At 52.2% G+C, this 18828-nt stretch carries 10 protein-coding genes and 1 pseudogene; 9 read left to right on the forward strand and 2 right to left on the reverse strand.

Features of this window, described 5'->3' with window-relative positions; genetic code table 11:
• Window positions 1-103 precede the first annotated feature (103 nt).
• Entirely contained in the window at window positions 104-1438 is a 1335-nt protein-coding gene (locus N2601_RS25015) for an aspartate aminotransferase family protein (protein WP_260304070.1), read from the forward strand.
• Between the two features lie 193 nt (window positions 1439-1631).
• Here the strand turns inward: N2601_RS25015 and N2601_RS25020 are convergent, their stop codons facing one another.
• A complete protein-coding gene (locus N2601_RS25020) occupies window positions 1632-3572 on the reverse strand; it encodes a methyl-accepting chemotaxis protein (protein WP_260304071.1) in 1941 nt (646 codons plus the stop codon).
• Window positions 3573-4096: 524 nt separating this feature from the next.
• On the opposite strand from N2601_RS25020, the gene cysD reads away from it, so the two are divergent.
• From cysD to N2601_RS25035, 3 genes are all read left to right on the forward strand, one after another.
• A complete protein-coding gene (cysD, locus tag N2601_RS25025) occupies window positions 4097-4987 on the forward strand; it encodes a sulfate adenylyltransferase subunit CysD (protein ID WP_260304072.1) in 891 nt (296 codons plus the stop codon).
• The gene (cysN, locus tag N2601_RS25030) at window positions 4987-6897 is read left to right on the forward strand and encodes a sulfate adenylyltransferase subunit CysN (RefSeq protein WP_260304073.1); all 1911 of its coding nucleotides are present in this window, start codon (window positions 4987-4989) and stop codon (window positions 6895-6897) included. Before cysD ends, cysN begins: the two co-directional genes overlap by 1 nt.
• 272 nt (window positions 6898-7169) lie before the next feature.
• Complete coding sequence (locus tag N2601_RS25035; RefSeq protein ID WP_260304074.1) at window positions 7170-7910, forward strand: ABC transporter permease; 741 nt, start codon at window positions 7170-7172, stop codon at window positions 7908-7910.
• 79 nt (window positions 7911-7989) lie between these two features.
• Here N2601_RS25035 and N2601_RS25040 read toward each other — a convergent pair whose 3' ends face one another.
• Window positions 7990-12057 carry a rhamnosyltransferase WsaF family glycosyltransferase gene (locus N2601_RS25040; RefSeq protein WP_260304075.1) on the reverse strand — a complete coding sequence of 1356 codons (4068 nt, stop codon included), beginning with the start codon at window positions 12055-12057 and terminating at the stop codon, window positions 7990-7992.
• Between the two features lie 286 nt (window positions 12058-12343).
• Between N2601_RS25040 and N2601_RS25045 the strand changes: the two are divergent.
• The 5 genes and pseudogenes from N2601_RS25045 to N2601_RS25065 form a co-directional block, all read left to right on the forward strand.
• Window positions 12344-12566 (forward strand): annotated as a pseudogene (locus N2601_RS25045) (hypothetical protein); the annotation flags it as partial.
• A gap of 298 nt (window positions 12567-12864) precedes the next feature.
• Entirely contained in the window at window positions 12865-13923 is a 1059-nt protein-coding gene (locus N2601_RS25050; protein ID WP_260304076.1) for a hypothetical protein, read from the forward strand.
• A gap of 24 nt (window positions 13924-13947) precedes the next feature.
• Entirely contained in the window at window positions 13948-15198 is a 1251-nt protein-coding gene (locus tag N2601_RS25055) for a glycosyltransferase (RefSeq protein WP_260304077.1), read from the forward strand.
• The gene (locus N2601_RS25060; RefSeq protein ID WP_260304078.1) at window positions 15191-17836 is read left to right on the forward strand and encodes an HAD hydrolase-like protein; all 2646 of its coding nucleotides are present in this window, start codon (window positions 15191-15193) and stop codon (window positions 17834-17836) included. The genes N2601_RS25055 and N2601_RS25060 overlap by 8 nt, the downstream gene beginning before the upstream one ends.
• Complete coding sequence (locus N2601_RS25065) at window positions 17833-18714, forward strand: class I SAM-dependent methyltransferase (RefSeq protein WP_260304079.1); 882 nt, start codon at window positions 17833-17835, stop codon at window positions 18712-18714. Before N2601_RS25060 ends, N2601_RS25065 begins: the two co-directional genes overlap by 4 nt.
• Window positions 18715-18828: the final 114 nt, after the last annotated feature.

The raw sequence follows: 18828 nt of genomic DNA on the forward strand, positions 1-18828 counted from the left end.
TGCTGCCGCCATAAATTTCAATTGGTTAGAGCCATAAAGAAAAGGACTTGTTTGAAGAAGGGAAATCGTCGATCTGATTGCTATTCCAAAGAGGAGGCCAATTATGGATCAGGTCAGTAAGCCGAACACCCCCGTTCTCGACAATTTCTGGATGCCGTTTACGGCGAACCGGCAGTTCAAGGCAGCACCGCGCCTATTGGCCGCTGCAGACGGTATGTACTACACCGATGTCGATGGGAACCAGGTTCTCGATGGCACCGCCGGCCTCTGGTGCGTGAATGCCGGCCATGGCCGCAAGAAGATTGCGGAGGCCGTCGAGCGACAGCTCGCCACCTTGGACTACGCGCCGACCTTTCAGATGGGGCACCCGATCGCGTTCGACTTCGCCACGAAGTTGGCCGCGAATGCGCCTGGTGGTGGCGAAGCCAAACTCGACCGCGTGTTCTTCACCGGTTCCGGCTCCGAATCCGTCGATACCGCTCTCAAGATTGCCATTGCCTACCAACGTGCCATCGGCCAGGGCATCCGCACGCGGATCATCGGACGCGAAAAGGGCTACCACGGCGTCGGATTCGGCGGCATCTCGGTCGGCGGCCTCGTCAATAATCGCCGCGTCTTCCCGCAGATCCCGGCAGATCATATGCGCCACACGCTCGACATCGAGCGCAATGCCTTTTCGAAAGGGCTTCCGCAGCATGGCGTTGAGCTTGCAGATGATCTGGAACGGCTCGTCGCGCTACATGGCGCCGAAACCATAGCGGCCGTCATCGTCGAACCGATGTCCGGATCGGCAGGCGTCGTCCTGCCTCCCAAAGGCTATCTGGAGAAATTGCGTGCTACCGCGGACAAGTACGGAATTCTGCTGATCTTCGACGAGGTCATCACTGGCTTCGGACGCCTCGGAACACCCTTTGCCACCGAGTATTTTGGGGTCGTGCCCGATCTGGTCACCACCGCCAAGGGCATTACCAACGGCACAATCCCGATGGGCGCCGTCTTCGCCAGCCGCAAGGTCTATGATGGACTTATGGTCGGGCCGGAGAACGCGATCGAGCTATTCCACGGCTACACCTATTCCGGCCATCCCGTCGCCTGCGCCGCCGGCCTCGCCACTCTCGAGATCTACCAGGAAGAAGGACTGCTGACGCGAGCAGCCGATCTGGCGGAGCACTGGCAAGAAGCCCTCCACTCTCTCAAGGGCCTTCCGCATGTCGTCGACATCCGAAACCTTGGGCTGGTCGGAGCGATCGAACTTGCGCCTCGCAAAGATGCCCCTGGAGCGCGGGCTTACGACGTGTTTGTGGACTGCTTCGAGAAGGGTCTGCTGATCCGCGTCACCGGGGACATCATAGCGCTTTCGCCACCACTGATTATCAGCAGGGCGGAGATCGACACGATTGTCTCCATGCTATCTGATGCGCTGAAGCGCGCAGCCTAAGGTGCTTAGTGGGGGTGCCACTGGCTGGTTCAGTGGCATCGCGATGTCGCGGCCGCCAAGCAAATGATCATGCCTATATGCTGCGCAACGCCATTTATGGGTGCTCATGCCGCCGATATCAGATGGCCGGCTGCTCATTGAAAGAGAACTGTAAGGGCGGGATATCCCTCGCCCTTACGCATCTTCACTTTCCTCAAAACTCTTCCCAGCCGTCCTTGGACACTGCCGTCGCAGTTGCACCGCCTCCGTCGAAAGCGCCGACGATCTTGGCCCTGAGCGAGCGGGCCGGCGACGCGGCCGGCTGGTGACGTTCGCTCGCCACGGCCAGACGCGGTTGCCTATAGCCTTCCTCGACGTTGAACTGGCTAAGCAAACTGTTGAGCGATGCGACTTCCTTTGCAAGGCTGTGGCTCGCTGCGTTCGACTGCTCGACCATCGCCGCATTCTGCTGCGTCCCCTGGTCGATTGCGTTCACAGCCGTGTTGATCTCGGCGAGCCCCGTTGCTTGCTCCCGTGCCGCCTCGACGATCGCCTTCACATTGGCGTCGATCTCTTCGACTTCCTGGACAATTTGGCTTAGGGACTGGCCAGTCCGCGCCACGAGTTCGACGCCGTTGCGCACCTGATTGCTGGAAGTCGAGATCAGCGCCTTGATCTCCTTGGCAGCCTGTGCCGAGCGTTGCGCCAATTCGCGCACCTCCTGGGCAACGACCGCAAAGCCCTTGCCCGCCTCGCCGGCGCGCGCCGCCTCGACGCCGGCATTGAGAGCCAGCAGGTTCGTTTGGAAGGCGATTTCGTCGATAACGCCGATGATGTTCGTGATCTCGCTGGAAGACTTTTCGATACCCTCCATGGCGGCGACAGCCTCGCGCATCACGATACCCGACTTTTCGGCGCCGATACGGGCTTGCGCGACCAACTGGCCAGCCTCCTCGGCGCGCTTCGTGGAGTCTTTAACTGTCGTGGTGATCTGTTCGAGCGCCGCGGCGGTTTCCTCGACGGATGCTGCCTGCTGCTCCGTGCGCTTCGACAGATCGTCCGCGGCCGAACGGATTTCGTTGGCACCGGCATCGATGCCGCGGGCATTGTCGCCAACGGCTCGTAGCGCCTGCTGCATCTTTGTTATCGAGCCGTTGAAATCGCTGCGCAACTGGTCGAGATGGCTGACGAACGGCTTGTCGATGCGGTAGTTGAGATTGCCGTTTGACAGTGCTCCAAGGCCATCAGCCAGCGCCTTGACAGCAAATTCGGTTTCGGCTGCCTCCCTCGCCTTCTGAGCGTCCCGCTCCATACGTTCCCGATCAGAAAGGCTGCGGTTGGCATCTGCGTCACGCTCCAGCCGGATGCGCTCGATCGCATTGTCGCGGAAGACGGCAACGGCTGCGGCCATCTGGCCCACCTCATCCTTGCGCCCCAGGCCGATGACAGATGTCTCGGTTTCTCCACCGGCAAGAGACACCATGCGTTCCCGCAGTTTCTCGATCGGCGTGGTAATACCCTTGGCCGCGACAAACAGGCCGGCGAAGATTGCAGCGACGAAGACGATGCCGAGCGTCGTCAATGTATAGAGGATCGTGCCATTTGCCTGGCTAGTTAAAGTGTCGCTTTGCGTCCCGACGCTCTTGCTGGCGTTCTCGATCCAATGCCGGACACTCAGGATCTCGTCTTCAATCATCGGATCTGCTTGTTTCAGCAACCCTTTGGCACTCTCGTTGTCGTCCTTTGCTCCGGCTTCGACGGCCTTATCCATGATGGCGGTCATTGCTCTGGCTTTGTCCGCCAGCACATCAACTGACGCTGCCTGTTCCGGGACCAGACGCTTTATAGAGTCAAACCAGTCCAACAAGGCTTTCTTGTTTTCGCCGTAGTCTTTGACAAAGCCCGGCATCTCCGCATCCTTGGCGCTATAGGCAAGGATCTGATAGGCATTATAGCTGAGTGCGACCACTCGCTGGCTCGCTCGCGCCATCTGGATCGTAGCGGTCCCCTCGTTTGTAAGAAGACCCGCATAGGCATCATTTGTCGCTTTATAACTCTCCGACATCGCGATGATGCCGGCAATTCCAACAACGCAGATCGGGATGATGACGGAAAGAATCTTCGTGCGAATCTTGGTGTTCTGAAGAAACGACATGGGGCTCATCGTGCAATTGTCAGGCAATCGCTCTGCCGCCAGATGAAATCATCGGCGCAAAATGCGCGTGCCGACCAGTGACCGGGCATCACAGACTCGGAGCATCATGCTCGACGCAAATGCGCTGTATTCGAATTTAAGCAAAACATGCTGACAAATCGGTTAATGGGTAAATTTCGACTTAAAACTCGAATATTAGACCTTGCGCACGAGCCCGCTTGCCGCACCAATTTGCTACACCATGGAGCCCAGCGGACGCAGCGTGGGATCGCATTCAAAATAATTCGGTGATCAGGGCGATCAGGGGCTTGCCCGCATCGCCCGAGTCAATTCACGAATATTTGAATTATTGAACGACGCCCTTTGCAGCGGATGAGCAGAAAAATGGCTTTGTCCACATTCTTACAGTCTCCGGTTATTTTTCCAGAACACGTTAGAAATTCACGCGTTCATGCAGGGCACCTGAATTCAGGAGCGTTCAAGCGACTGCAGGACAGTGCCAGACGCCTGCCGGAATAATCAGCATGCATATAAATCGACTTGAGGCGGAAAGCATAACAATCATTCGCGAAGCGGTTGCCGAGGCTGACAGGCCGGTCCTTCTCTATTCAATCGGCAAAGACAGCTCCGTTCTGCTTCATCTTGTCAGAAAGGCATTCTTTCCAGCTAAGCCGCCATTGCCCCTGTTGCATGTGGACACAAGATGGAAATTCCAGGAAATGTACCAGTTTCGCGATCTTATCCCGCAGCAAACTGGAATGGATCTGCTGGTTCACATCAATCCTGAGGCGATCGAGAAAGACATAAACCCGTTTGACCACGGCGCGGCGCTTCACACCAGCATTACCAAAACGGAAGGGTTGAAGCAGGCACTTGATCATCATCGCTTTGATATGATTTTCGGGGGAGCCCGACGCGATGAGGAGAAGTCGCGATCTAAAGAGCGGGTATTTTCCTTTCGCACGCGCAATCATTGTTGGGATCCGAAGAATCAGCGGCCAGAACTTTGGAGCCTCTACAATACCCGCAAAGCCCCCGGTGAAAGCATACGGGTCTTTCCGCTCTCCAATTGGACGGAATTGGACGTGTGGCAATATATCTTCCAGGAGGGCATTCCAGTTGTGCCGTTGTATTTCGCCAAGGAACGTCCAGTCGTTCTACGTGACGGTATGATCCTTGCCGTTGACGATGATCGCATGAGGTTATTGCCCGGCGAGGAAGTCACTCGTCGCAAAGTTCGTTTTCGAACATTGGGATGTTATCCCTTGACGGGTGCTATCGAATCCGAGGCCGATACCATTGAAGGAATAATCGCGGAACTCATCCAGGCGCCAGTGTCCGAGCGACAAGGCCGGCTGATCGACACTGGTTCGTCGGCGAGCATGGAAAAAAAGAAATTAGAGGGTTATTTCTGATGCTCAGCCTGGATCAGAACAGCAACCAAGATCTCTTATCATCCGAAGAGGTATTTGCGCGTTTTCAGCATCAGGAACAGTCTCGGGATCTCTTGCGCCTTATTACATGTGGCAGCGTAGACGACGGCAAGAGCACCCTCATCGGTCGCCTTCTTTGGGAATCGCAGCAGCTACTTGACGATCAATTGGCGGCACTCAAAGCTGAATCGAAACGCCATGGCACGCAGGGCGATGAAATCGATCTCGCACTGCTGGTCGATGGCCTATCCGCCGAACGCGAACAAGGCATCACCATAGATGTCGCCTACCGCTATTTTTCCACGCCAAAGCGAAAGTTCATCCTCGCCGATTGCCCCGGCCATGAGCAATACACGCGCAACATGGCCACCGCAGCGTCGTCCGCCGACGTCGCAATCCTGCTCGTTGATGCTCGCAAGGGTGTTCTGACGCAGACACGCCGGCATGCTTATCTCGCCTCGCTGCTCGGCGTTCGGCACGTGGTCGCCGCGATAAACAAGATGGATTCGATCGGATACGACGAGCAAATATTCGATCAGATATGCAAGGAAATCTCGACGTTCAGCGCCGCGCTTGGATTTGAGAGCATTACCCAGATCCCGATCAGCGCTCTTCACGGCGACAACATAGTCCGGCGCGCCGCACATACCCCATGGTATCTTGGTCCGACCTTGATGGAGTTCTTGGAGACCATCAAGATAACGCGCACGCCCTCCGACCGACTTGTTATTCCGGTGCAGTGGATCAATAGACCGAATGCGGATTTCCGAGGTGTCTCGGCCACCATCGTCGAGGGCAAGTTGGAGATTGGGGACGAAATACGCGTAACGGGTTCAGGTCAAGTCGCGCGCGTAGCTGAAATCGTCGCGATGGATGGGACGACGAGGCGGGCCGACGAAGGGGCAGCCGTCACATTCAGACTCGATCGAGACATCGACGTTTCCCGCGGCGATGTTCTGTCTTACGCGCAAAAGCCCTTGGAGATGTCTGATCACATTGAAGCCACCTTGATCTGGATGAACGCAGATGCGGGTCTGATTGGCCGTCAATACGATATCAAGCTTGCGACCCAATGGGCGTCCGCATCAATCACCAGCATTAAATATCACATCGATGTCGATACGTTTGCACACACCGCCGGGCGAACCCTGGCGCTCAACGACATAGCCGTCTGCAACGTATCCCTGAGCCGCCCTCTTGTTTTCGACAGCTATTCAACCTCGAAAACGCTCGGCGCCTTTATTCTCGTGGACCGGCTGACGAACGCCACCGTCGCCGCCGGCATGATCCGCCACAATCTTCGACGCGCTCAGAACGTGCACCGCCAGATGCTTTCGATCACCCGGCAAGACCGCGAGCGTTTGAATGAGCATCGGGGCAAGGTAATTTGGTTTACGGGCTTGTCTGGCTCCGGGAAATCAACCCTCGCCAATGCCCTCGAGATGGAGCTGCATAATCAAGGCAAGCGCACATATATTCTGGACGGCGACAACATCAGGCAAGGCCTCAACAAGGACCTGGGCTTTACCGACGCGGACCGTGTGGAGAACATCAGACGAATTGCCGAAGTGGCCAAGCTGATGATGGACGCAGGCCTCATCGTACTCACCGCCTTCATTTCACCTTTCCGCCGAGAAAGAGAGATGGCGCGCGAACTGATCGGCTCCGAGAATTTCCTGGAAGTTTTTGTCGATACTCCGCTCGATATCTGTGAACAGCGTGACCCGAAAGGGCTCTACCGGAAGGCGCGCGAGGGGAAATTGCCGAACATGACGGGGATCAATAGCCCGTACGAGGCGCCGATGTCGCCTGATCTCATCATTCAAAGTGTAGAAAGACCGCTTGCAGAGAGTATCAAATACTTGGTCAATTGCATTGATTCTAATGGCTAATTACAAATACACATAATTATGGTCCCTGCATAATTCCGGTTTGTGGGGCACCGCTTACCTGACAGGAAACACGATTTCTACTTCACTGACCGAGCCGTTCCACATGTCAGCCAGAATCGAATGCCGGAACACATGACCGTTGCAATTTTATATCCGTTTGATAACACGCTCTCTTATGAATATTCTGGCAAAGAACGTTCTCATCTATGGCACGCACCTCCTCAAGCCCCCGCCATCCAATATTGGAAGCCTTAATTATTAAGAAAAACGTAATGAGTGCTGTCGTTCTTCGCGACATGCGAACCCGTTTTTTCAATCATGGCTTGGGTTTTCTTGTTGTATCCATATGGCCTTTGGGGCATATGGCGGGCCTATTGGTAATATATCATCTCACAGGACGCAAAGCGCCCGTCGGCCAGAGCATCAACATCTTCTTCGCGACTGGTCTCATCCCGACTTTGGCCTTCATGTACGTATCGCGATTTATGTCATTGTCGCTTATAGCGAACCGTCCTTTGTTCGGATTTCCGGTAGTAAAAGTAATTGACGTAATGATGGCTCGTGCATTTCTAGAAATTGTCGCTGCGGTGATCACGATGACCATCATGATAGTCATACTTTATATTGTCGGCGACGATCCGGCTCCATATGATCCGGAGCAGGCTGTTCTCGCGTACTTAGCAACGCTACTGTTTGCTGTCGGCATCGGCAGCCTCGTTGGTGTCCTTGTCATGTTTTTCGAGTTCTTTGTTACCATCTATGCTCTACTGATGATTGCAGTCTACATATCGTCCGGAACCCTATTCCTTGCTTCTGCGTTGCCGGATACACTCTCAATACCACTCTCATGGAACCCAATTTTTCAGTGTACGGAATGGATGCGATCCGCTTATTTCGAAGGCTATGACACTAGGCTATTAGGAAAGGAATATCTTGTTGCAGTCGGGCTAAGCAGTCTGTGTTTAGGGCTTTTCCTTGAAAGGGTGTTCCGCCGAAAGATGTCTGAAGGATAGCATTCACGAGCCGTCAGGGCATATGCGAATGTCGGCGGCGAGTATGGCGCTTCTGCCCTGCGGCTTGTCAATATTATATTTACAATTTTGCCAGTCTCAATTGCCAATGGCAGAAAGCATCAACGGTAGGACTTTGATCACTTTTGCTTATCACAGCCGATGCCAGATAGGCGGGGCAAACGCGGTTGAAAGATCGGTTACTATTTTCAACAGTCGCCAGCACGTGGCCAACTATCGTATCGTTCTCCCAATCCAAAGTGCGCCGCAGAGCTTTTGTAGCTAAGTTCAGCGTAAAGTCCCTTTCACTTGCACTTTTTTCCACAGCAATCTCCAATGCATCGGCGATCGACGCAGGGCTCTGATAGGCAAGAATTGCCGTTTCATCTTCATAATCCATCAAATTGTTATAGCGGTACACATCGACGGGGATGCAGCCCGCCGCCATCATTTCAAATGGAATACGAGACGGATTTGAGAGACTAATGCAAATTCCAGCCCGACAATTGTTGTAAAGCGCATTTAGTTGGCGAAGATCAGAGATCACGCCAAGCTGTTCTGCTTCAAAATCAGTTTCAATACGCTCATTCGACCCGTACAGATATATTCTAATGCCAGGATTTCTCTGTTTCAGAATTCGCAGCGCTGCCAAACCCAAAATGTTTCCGCGTCGTGGCTTCTCTGGCTGATATAGCATGCAAACTGCGTTGTCGCGCGCTCCATGCTCCGCGAGGCGGTAGATCGTTGTATCGATGCCCAATCCGGCAGGATTCGTGGGCGCGTTATATTGATTTTGTATAAGATGAGTCAGCCAGTTCCCAATTGTGATATGATTCAACCCTTGGGAATAACTATTCTCCGCCATGATGTAATTGTCACCCACCGGATTAAAAAACGCTTCAGCGTCTTGAACTAAATAGAACTTGTGCTGGGAAACAACGTTTTGCCGAACGAATTCAGCCGAGCAAGCAATTGTCGCAAAAGCAACTGTAGAGGCAATGTTATGTCTCCAATTTGTATGCAGCCGAGCACGCGTTCCCGCCAAATACTCCTCGACCACGTCCAGTCCCGCGCCCTCTCCGTCAAGAAAGATAAATGGCTCAAGCCCCAGGTGCGAGAGCCTCTTTACCACGTTGAAGATAGTGCGGTGACCGCCCGACGCTTTCAACACACCAGGGGCATATATTGCCAACCGTTCCCCGATCATCTTATTTACAGCTGGGCTGTAAACCTGCGTTATGGCTAGCGGCGCGGCGCTTCTATATGCGGTTGCCGATTCTGCCCACCACTTTGCTACGGCACTTTGGCGAATCGCACCATTTCGCCAGCGTACAGATCCTAGCCAATTGTTGAGAATGTAATGCATTTCGCGCGATGAATTTGCTTCGCGCAACTGCGTGAGTTCGCTCTGCCGACCGACCTCGTCAACGAGCCCCGCCCCAAAAGTCTCATTGTGCTCCAGGCGAGAGAAGAGGTCAGCGATAGCCATGGGCGGGCTATTGATCAGGCTTTTGTTCAGCTGACGCGCCAATGGTTTTAAATGTTCGGCCAACAAACCATGAAGACCGATATAACGAGAGAGATAAGGGACTGCAGCAAGCATCCCCGCTTGGAGTGGTTTTAGCTCTTCAACAATTTTCTCTTCATTCTCGATGATTTCCTTCACAGGGTAAAAGGTGCCATCCGAATACTTATAGCTAACGACAGAGCCACCTCGTCCATTATAAATCATTTCAATCGGAGCAACTTGATCTGGTATACTCTGTTCGGGGTCTACATTGTCATCGTTTAACCATCCAAACTTTCTTCCACTTTTGCATTGCTCGTTTAAAAATTTAAAAAGTGCAAGGTAATGCCCATTTATGGGACGATCTAATATTCTGGCGATGTTATCCTGAATTGTACCGCGCCATCCAATGTCTACGATGGTAGTTGGTGTGTCTCCATGCGACTGCAATCCTTCTTGTTCGAGATACCCCTTCAGAAGAAATTGCTGAGCGCGAATGGATTCTCTTGCGTGCTCAGTCAGCTCACTGTCATTCAGCACGGTCAAAAAATCCTCGTTCATCCACGGATGAACGAACGATTTCTCATACTGAACCCCATGCCTTTGGCAAACGCGCCGCAGCAAATCTTCGTCCAAATTGAGCGAGAATGCAAAACCACGAAACGACTGTGAAGTATACATCGTCCACAACCGCATCATATCTCGAATATCGAAATTTTTTATCGACGCCGCAAAAGTTGCTCGGCGGGACACAGCTAATATGGAGGATTTCGGAACGGAAGTTATATATGGATTTTCTCTAGAAATGGCATCATATACTTCCTTTAGAAAAATTCCTTCCCTGGTAAAAAAGAATATATTATCGATTTTATTCTTTACAGCATCCTCAAACACGGAAAGGCAAAATGAAAATACTATCGGCGAAAGTCGTATCCCTATCTGAAACAGCGCTAGGTCGCTATTTACCCTATGAGTTTTTTCGCTTGCCTTACACAGCCCCTCTAATATTGCTAGTATCCGCCTTTGATGTTTGGACAAATCGCCCTGAAGAAAATCCTCGAATGCATCACGATACCAATGTGAGCGATCGGTTTCTTTTATAGGCTTGTATAAGGACGCCGAAATGCCGAGCGATCTGGGAACAGAGCCATCTGCATCCGGATTATCCCCAAAGTGCGCTAATTCAGATGGCTGAAGTGCGAAATCTGACAAAATTCGTTTGAACAATGCCCCACTTCGTTTGCTCTCGAAAGAGTCCGATGAACAATAGGCTTTGGACCAAAGTCCTCCAACGCCATGGCTTTTCAGAAGCTTTCGAACAAAGTCAGCGGACGTATAGAAATCTGACGCAAATACGTAGGGTTGTCGCAGCTTCTCAATGAACTTCGCAGTCCGATCATCTCGATGGGTACAGCGAAGCTCACATTCAAACTCATGAGCAAGCAAACTACCTTTTAGTTGCACAACGGCTTGATCAGAAACAGAAGGCTGTAAAGTTTCGTTCAACCAAACGTCTACCGCGTTGGCGAAGCGGTATTCAAAATCGTTATTGGGGGCAGACCTGTTCTCCGCCCGAATGCGCGACCAGTAAAGTTCCCGAAGTGATTGGAATGCCGGTCGAAGACTGTCGTAAGCATTAAGCAGCAGGTAGCGAGCAGATTGAAGTTTCACCTCGTCGGGATAGCATTCTCGATGTAATAATGTGCTCCAGACATCAAACGAAACAAGCTTTGCTCCGGAAATATCAAAATTTAACTCTCCCTCGCTGTTATCGAGTGATGGCTCGTAGTCCTCAGCCGTTATTAATTGGTCGAAATTTGAAAGGCCAATTGTTCCTTCCGAAAGGTAGTCGCTTTGGCAGGTGTTTAAACCGACGACATAAGGTAACGGCGATCGGCCTTCCTCGCGTCCATATTCGAGGAAATGAAGGTAAGGATGAACACCGGCAGCAACTACATCGGGGTTTTCAGACTTGTACCAATCGCAGGAAAAATGTGTACCTGGATTGTAATTCCCAGAGTTGCCTACAGTCAAAAAATGCACACCAGGATGTATGCCCGACTGGCGAGTTTCCGGATATTCACTCTCATACCAACTTAAACTGAAAAATGGACTGAATTCCCTGCGCTCGTTAAGACCGTGCGATAAAAAATGCAGGAGCGGTGACATCCCCGCTTCGAGAACATCAGGATTGGCTTCAAGATACCACGCAGGATTGAAAATAGGGTGTGGCCAGCGCCCCTCTTTTTCACCCGTAGTCAAATAATGGACTAAAGAATCATTAGCATCGACTACAATAGTTGGGTTCGTTCGCAAGTACCAGTCGGCGTCAAAAAACAAATTAGGAGAACGACGCTCTTTAAAGCCGTAGCGCGAATAATGATGAAACGGCCCCCGCGGAAATTTCTTAACGTCAGGATACCTGTTAAGATAGTATACCTCATCAAATACCAGCCGGACGGCTGCATTTCGACGCGATTTATTTGACAGGCGGGCAAAGGACGCTTTCAGCATTTTCAACCAATTGATGTAATTTCGAAGGTGATCCGACGAATTTTGACGAAGTTTTCTTTGATTTTTCAAAACTAGTCTCTGCGCCGCTATATTTTCTTCCAAGAATATAAGATTATCTTCACGTAACACAGCACCTCATATCGCAACGTCGATCTCTGATCGAGATACCATATTGGCTCCGATTTCTGCAATAATTTCCTCGACGAGGCGAGACTTACTTTGTACTTGCGGTTGTATATGCTTGAGGCGCCGTCGAGACCATCGCCATGTGGGCTCCAATGCTCTGTAAGATGAAAGCTAAGCGTCTGTCAGTACCGGACCAATACTCCTCAACAACGCGGAGTGTTACTCCACTATCGCCAAGCCCGCCGTACTTTGGTTCACCGTGTTTTAGTAAGCGTGCAGATCGACCGCCGTCATCCAGATCGAGGGCTCGAGCTACCGGCTCCGCCAACATGCCGAACTTATGCCGGAGCACGTCCGCTCCAAGGCCTTGATCACTACCGCCCGCCTTCGCGCCGCCATCAAAATCGCGCGGCAGGCAACCGAAAAATGGCCATCTCTCCTTGTGGCCCACGTCGGCATGGTTGGGGAATTTTACTTCGGCACTTTTGGACTCGCTTCGTCAGTGTCGATGATGCGCTCCTTGTCGCGGATATGACAAGGCACCGGCTTCTTCCAACAATATTGCGAACGCATGCAGCTCGTCGAATACCACATGCGAGACTGCAGTTTACCCCAATAGTTACGCGCAGTAGGCGGTCCCTTGCGCACCGATAGCGATAGTAGTGCTGGACGAACTAACCATTGCTGCGTAATAAATTGGTGACCTACAGCCATGTGGGATATTCACCCTGCACCGAGTTCGGGATACTTGGGCTAATAGAATTAGCGGAGCGTGAATATCCTAATATTTCCATTTGTTTGAGAGCGACCTTGAAAAAACTCATTCTCCACATCGGAAGAGCGAAGACCGGCACGACTGCCATCCAGCAGTTCTGCAACGACCATACCAACATTCTTGCCTCACAGGGGATTCTGTATCCCCAAACAGGGATTTTTTACGGCGGTCACCACCCGATTGCCGGTGCGCTTTCAGGCGATGCCGCCCGATGGACGAAACGTGTATCCGATCTCGAGGAGTGCATACAAACAATAATAGATGAATGCACGCACACTGGCCTTGATACCGTTTTATTATCTTCTGAAGGTTTCCAGGGGCGCGATATAAGTAAGTTGATCCGCTTATTGCCAGAAGTGTCTATCAACGTCCTGATGTTCGTTAGGCGTCATGACCGATTTTACGAGTCTCTGGTTTCCCAAGACATAAAGGTGGGGCTTCTCAACATCGTTCCCAGTTGGACTGAAGGATTTTATGAGATGGTGCTCGCGCACTCTAGTGAGGCTAATTATTTTAGCACCTTCTTGGGTAGAGAGGCGATAAAAGTTGGCCTTTACGAGGAAGGAATCGATGTCGTCGAAAAATTCGCGAGCCTATTGGATATTTCCCTCCCTAAAGAGAAACGGAAGACAAGAGGGACGGAGAGTACCAATACGGGAATGTCAACGACAGATATCGGGGCCTGCTTACTTTTCAACCGCCTCTATCCCGCTTCAAAGGATCGGCAGGCTTTCGTAGAGGCATTAACGACGCCTTCCGCACTGGAGCCGGCAGATAACCAACCACGATGGTGGCGAGCGGGGATGTTCCTAAAGATGGATGAACGGGAAAAACTTCTCGAACGTATGCGGTTTGATGTTGACGCGCTGGTAGAGAAGTTTTCTTTCACACCCGAAGATGCTAGCCAAATGGCGAAAGTGCCGGAAGAGTGCCTAGATGCCTGTCCACCATCTTCCGGGGCAATATTTAGACGATTAGGCGAGCTTGCGAAGACTACAAGTCAGATCGAAGCTCTCATGAATGAAGGATACAGAACCTTTTATCGCCCATTCTCCTACGAAGAATACAGTTTTGGACTTGAAAAGATTACATAGTATTTTATTTTATCCGGAATAAATATGCAAATTGCCCAGGTAAGTAAAGCAGATTCTATTGGTGGTGGAGCGAGTACAGTCGCAGATATTCTTTCGGAAGAATATCGAAAAATGACAATTTCGGCTCTGCATTACTGTCTCTATTCAGAATCTGGATTTGACTACAAGCGACGCCCTATCGGGGGGCATGACAACACTTCTGTTATTGACCTCTCTGCGGCCATGAAGCAGCAGTACGGTTTTGCCGACCTCATTCCGTTCGAATATCGTCATTTCGAGGAAGAGCGTCTGCGGTACCCCACTGATCTCTATCATTTCCACGATCTTACATCAGCCGTTTCACCTCTCACGCTCATGAATTTGGCGAGACACACTCCGGTGATTTGGACAATCCATGACTGCTCCACTTTTACGGGTGGTTGCCTCTACCCGATGGACTGCGAGAAGTGGACGCAGAATCCCGGCTGTTTCGATTGTCCTCAACACGGCTTGTGGCCCCTGGATACGGTAGTCGATACGGCCTGGGTAAATCGCCAAGTGAGGAGCGTGCTCCATAAGATGCCGAACCTCACGCTCGTTAGCCCCTCACACTGGATGGCTCACCAGGCGCTCCAATCCGGCATTGTTACGAAGCCCGTCCGCATCATCCCGAACGGTATCCCAAATGGGAACTTTAAAAGGCTGGACATCAACACGGCACGGGATGAGATCGGTATCGGCCGAGATGCCTTGACGCTTTGCTTCAGCTCCGGTCATCTCAAAGACGAACGGAAGAACATAAAGGACGCCATTCGGGCACTCCGGATCGTGCGCGATGCAAATCTCACTGTCATCGCCCTCGGCCACATGTCCGATGAAATTGCCGAAATGCTTCCCGACGTAAACTTGATAGCGCCCGGCTTTATCAGCGACAAAGACGTCCTGGCGCGCTACCTCGTCGCTTCTGACGCCCTTGTCTTCACCTCGCTTGCCGATAACCATCCACTCTCCATTCTGGAGGCGATGGCAGCCGGCACCGCAGTGTTAGGTTATGCAACCGGCGGCGTTCCCGAGCAGATTAATCATGGAACGACCGGCTTGCTGACACCGAGCAGCGATGTTGATACGCTTTTGGGGCTATTTCGCACGCTGCCTTCGCGTGAGAAGCTTATTGAAATGGGTCAGGCTGCCAAGGCCGACTACATGGGTCGCTTCACGTCAAGCCTGATGGCAACCCGATACATAGACCTTTACGAGTCTGAAATCCGTCAATTTGAAAGTGTCTCTCTTGGCTAACAATCCCGTAGAAGATATCCTCACGCATGTGGATGGCCGGCTTTCACGCGGCGAACATGTGGTCGTTGGTCTTGATCTGTTCGATACCGTCTTCACGCGGATTATCCCGAAGGAACTGTCCCTCGAGGTGATGTGTCGGGCCATTGCGCGCAACTTGCTCGGAGATGTCAACAAGCACTTCGATGTGCAACAGGCCTATGAAGAAGCGTATAATGAAAGTGCGGCGATCAATAGCGGTGCGGGCCTCGACTATGAGGCCACGACAGAGGCTCTCTTCGCTGGCTGGACAAGCAATCTAACAAAAATCAAAGACGATATCCTGGAATCCGACGTCGTCGATTGTATCATTGCTGTCGAATCGAGTCTTCTTGTCAGTATCCCGAATACATTTGAGCTACTGACGCAACTCAAGAAACGAAATGTCCGTGTGGTATACGTGTCGGACATGTATCTCGGAAAGCCGATCATTGATGAACTGCTGAATCGGCTCTCCATTGGGGATCTCTTTTCCGATGGCTACGTATCCTCCGATTATTCGCTCCTGAAGCGGACCGGACGCCTGTTCACGCGGGTGCTCGAAGATGAGGGACTGTCGCCGGAGCAGATGATTTTCGCCGGTGATGACCCGTTGGCCGATGTAGAGTGGCCGCAGACCCATGGCATGGCGAGCGTACACTTTGTATTCCCCGAACTAGAGGAGGAACGTGTCTCCCTTCGGTTGGCGTTCGAAAGGGGGATCGAAAGCAAGGATGAACTGGCAAACGCCGTCGTTCAGGCAGCCGGGGGGTGTTGTTTCGCCAACACAAGCGTTGAGGCATTTTCCGCGAACAAATATCTGGGACCCTATTTTGCGTCGTTCGGATTTGCGGTTCAGCAGGAATATTCGAATCTCAAATATAATAATATCCTGTTCGCCGCGCGCGAAGGACTTTTGCTTCTCCGAGTCACTGAGGTTTTTGATAGATATTTCCATGCTGGGAACGAACATCGGAAAATTTATCTTCCAGCTTCTCGATTAACCGCGCTGGCCTTCAGTCTTGCCGATGAAGGTCTGAGCATGCTCGACGTTGCAAACTTAGCCAAGAATGGCAAAAGAACCCTACGGACCATTCTCAGCTTCCTGTCTCTCGAGGAAAAAAGGCTTAATGAGGTTCTGAAGCTCGCAAGAATTCCCGATCCCGACATCCCTCTCGTTCACAATCTGCTCGAATGGGATCCGATATACCGGCTGGTCAAGGTCATCAATGAACTGCCGGAGTTCAAATCCTTCGTCGCAATGGGCAACCGATTCCAAAAGTGGATGACCCAGAATGGCATTCAAGCGGGTCAGTTCAACCTGTTCGTCGATCTGGGCTGGTCCGCTCAAATTCAGGATTCGATTGCGCGCGGGTTCGAGCGCCGTAATATCCCGATGAATTTCGTCGGCCTCTATTCCGGCACCCGCTTATCAGCGCACTGGCGCCGTCGTCCAGGCAACGAGATCTGCTGGTACCATAGCGACGAGTCCCAGCATGACACGGTTTCCAAGGCGACCCTGTGGTTTCCACAGATCCTCGAGACGATCTGCCGTTCGCCTCATGGGACGACCATCGGATTTTCAGAACCGCCGGACGGCCCGGTGCAGGTCCTTTTCAAGGAAGACCGGTCGCCGCTGGAAGTCCAGGACGATCCACTCATTTCGCGTATGCATGAACTTATTCTCGTCTACGCGGACCGGCTCGCAAAGCTCTGCTCCTTGTTCGCATTGCAGCCATGGGATCTGCGCGGCGTCGTCAACGAGCGTGTCTTTAAATTCCTGATGGTGCCGGAACAGCAGGTGGCCCGCCTGTTCAGCGGCTTCTGCAATATATCGGACCTTGGCTCGTCCGAAACATTCGCGTATCGCGGCGGAATGGGACAACCGGGTAAAGATAATCCGAGATTTGCCGATATTGAGCACACGACCCTATGGCCTTCCGGCGCTGCCGCCAGCTATTTCGGCGAGGACGCGGCCTACGCCTATGCGGAGCAATATATCAGAAATCTCGTTCGTTCCGGAAATCTGACCAGAAGCGATGGGATGACGCTTGACAATACCAATGGCCGCTTGGGACCGAAGAACGCCGCAAGCACCCGGTCGGAGGATTGCGAACCAACCATCGGCCTTGCCGATCATCAATTGATGTATGATGGCCTCACCGAGGTGATCGGCAACTTTTCCCGAAGCTATGAATTGACGGAGCTGAAGCAGAAAGCGGCTTTTGGGTCCGTTGCGTTCAGCCCGGCTGATCGCCGTGATCTTCATCATCTGGTGGCCCGAGGACAACAGGCCCATTTGCCGGATTGCTGGCCCCCTTCCGGCAATTCCTCGATGATCGCTAAGTTGCATGGTGACGACCACCGCCTGCGCAATGACCTTCATGCGGCGCGCGCTTTGGCCGAAGAACGGTTCAAGTCCATTCAGGAAATGGATCAGATGATCAAGGAGCGCGACGAGGTTATCGAAGCTCAGGAGAAATTGTGCATCGAAAGATATCAAGCAATACAAGACATGAACCAGATGATCGTCGAGCGCGATGACCACGTTACTCTTCTGTTGTCTATGATCCGCGGACAGGAAGAACGGGACACTTCCGAGATAAGGGGTGTAAATCCATGATTTCCGACGCGGCAAAGGATATTTTAGGCGTTCCCTGCTATCATCAGGACCAGTATAACGTCTTCTCGATGATCAACTACTGGTGTATTTTTGAAAAGCTGATCGACATTCTACAGATTAAATCGATTTGTGAAATCGGTTCGGATCGCGGCGATACATCGCTCCGGCTGATTAGCGGTTCCGAGGCAGGAAATTTCTCTGTGCATATCGTTGATCCGACCGCAAAAGCGGAGTTGGATGAATTGGCCAGCGAAAATATCCACATCCACAGGGAGACGTCCCTGCAATTTCTTGCGAAGCGCCTTCCTTGTGACCTCTATCTCGTCGATGGCGATCACAACTACTGGACGCTATCGCGTGAAATCGCGTCCATTCTGGATCGCGAGACAGCCGACCTGCCCCTTGCAATCGCGTTTCACGATACGTCATGGCCCTGCGCAAGGCGGGACAGTTTCTATGCCCTCGGGGACGTGCCAAGTAAAAGGCCACTCCGCTTCAACAGCGGGATATCGCTAAACAACGAGGAGCTCAATAACGGAACATCCTTCCCCTGTGGTGACGTTTTCGCGTGGGCTGAGGAGCACGGAGGAGCGGAAAACGGGGTTCTGACGGCCATTGAGGATAGCATGTTAAGCGGCGAGCAGTCCTGGCTGCAACTCAGCATGCCCAGCTTTTATGGATTGAGTATATTCGTGAACAAGGCCAAGCAGCAAGCAAAGCAATTGGAAAGTATTGAGAAGATAAAAGAGGCTATCGATTTTCTAAAACCTCTTCTTTCACTGCATGAAGCAAACAGACTGCGCTTGCTGCAAGGTCTGCACGAGACGCAGAAACATCGAGATTCCTTGATTAAATCCATCACTGCAGCCACAACGTGACAATCCGGTTGAATGTTATTGGCGTTCGATTGTGCTGCGGCCCGAGCCTGCACGGTCATCAGACTTGAGCTAATGCTCAATCGTGTCGATGGTTCCGATTAGGGCTAGGGGTCT

Source organism: Rhizobium sp. CB3060 (assembly GCF_025200735.1).
GTDB lineage: Bacteria > Pseudomonadota > Alphaproteobacteria > Rhizobiales > Rhizobiaceae > Rhizobium.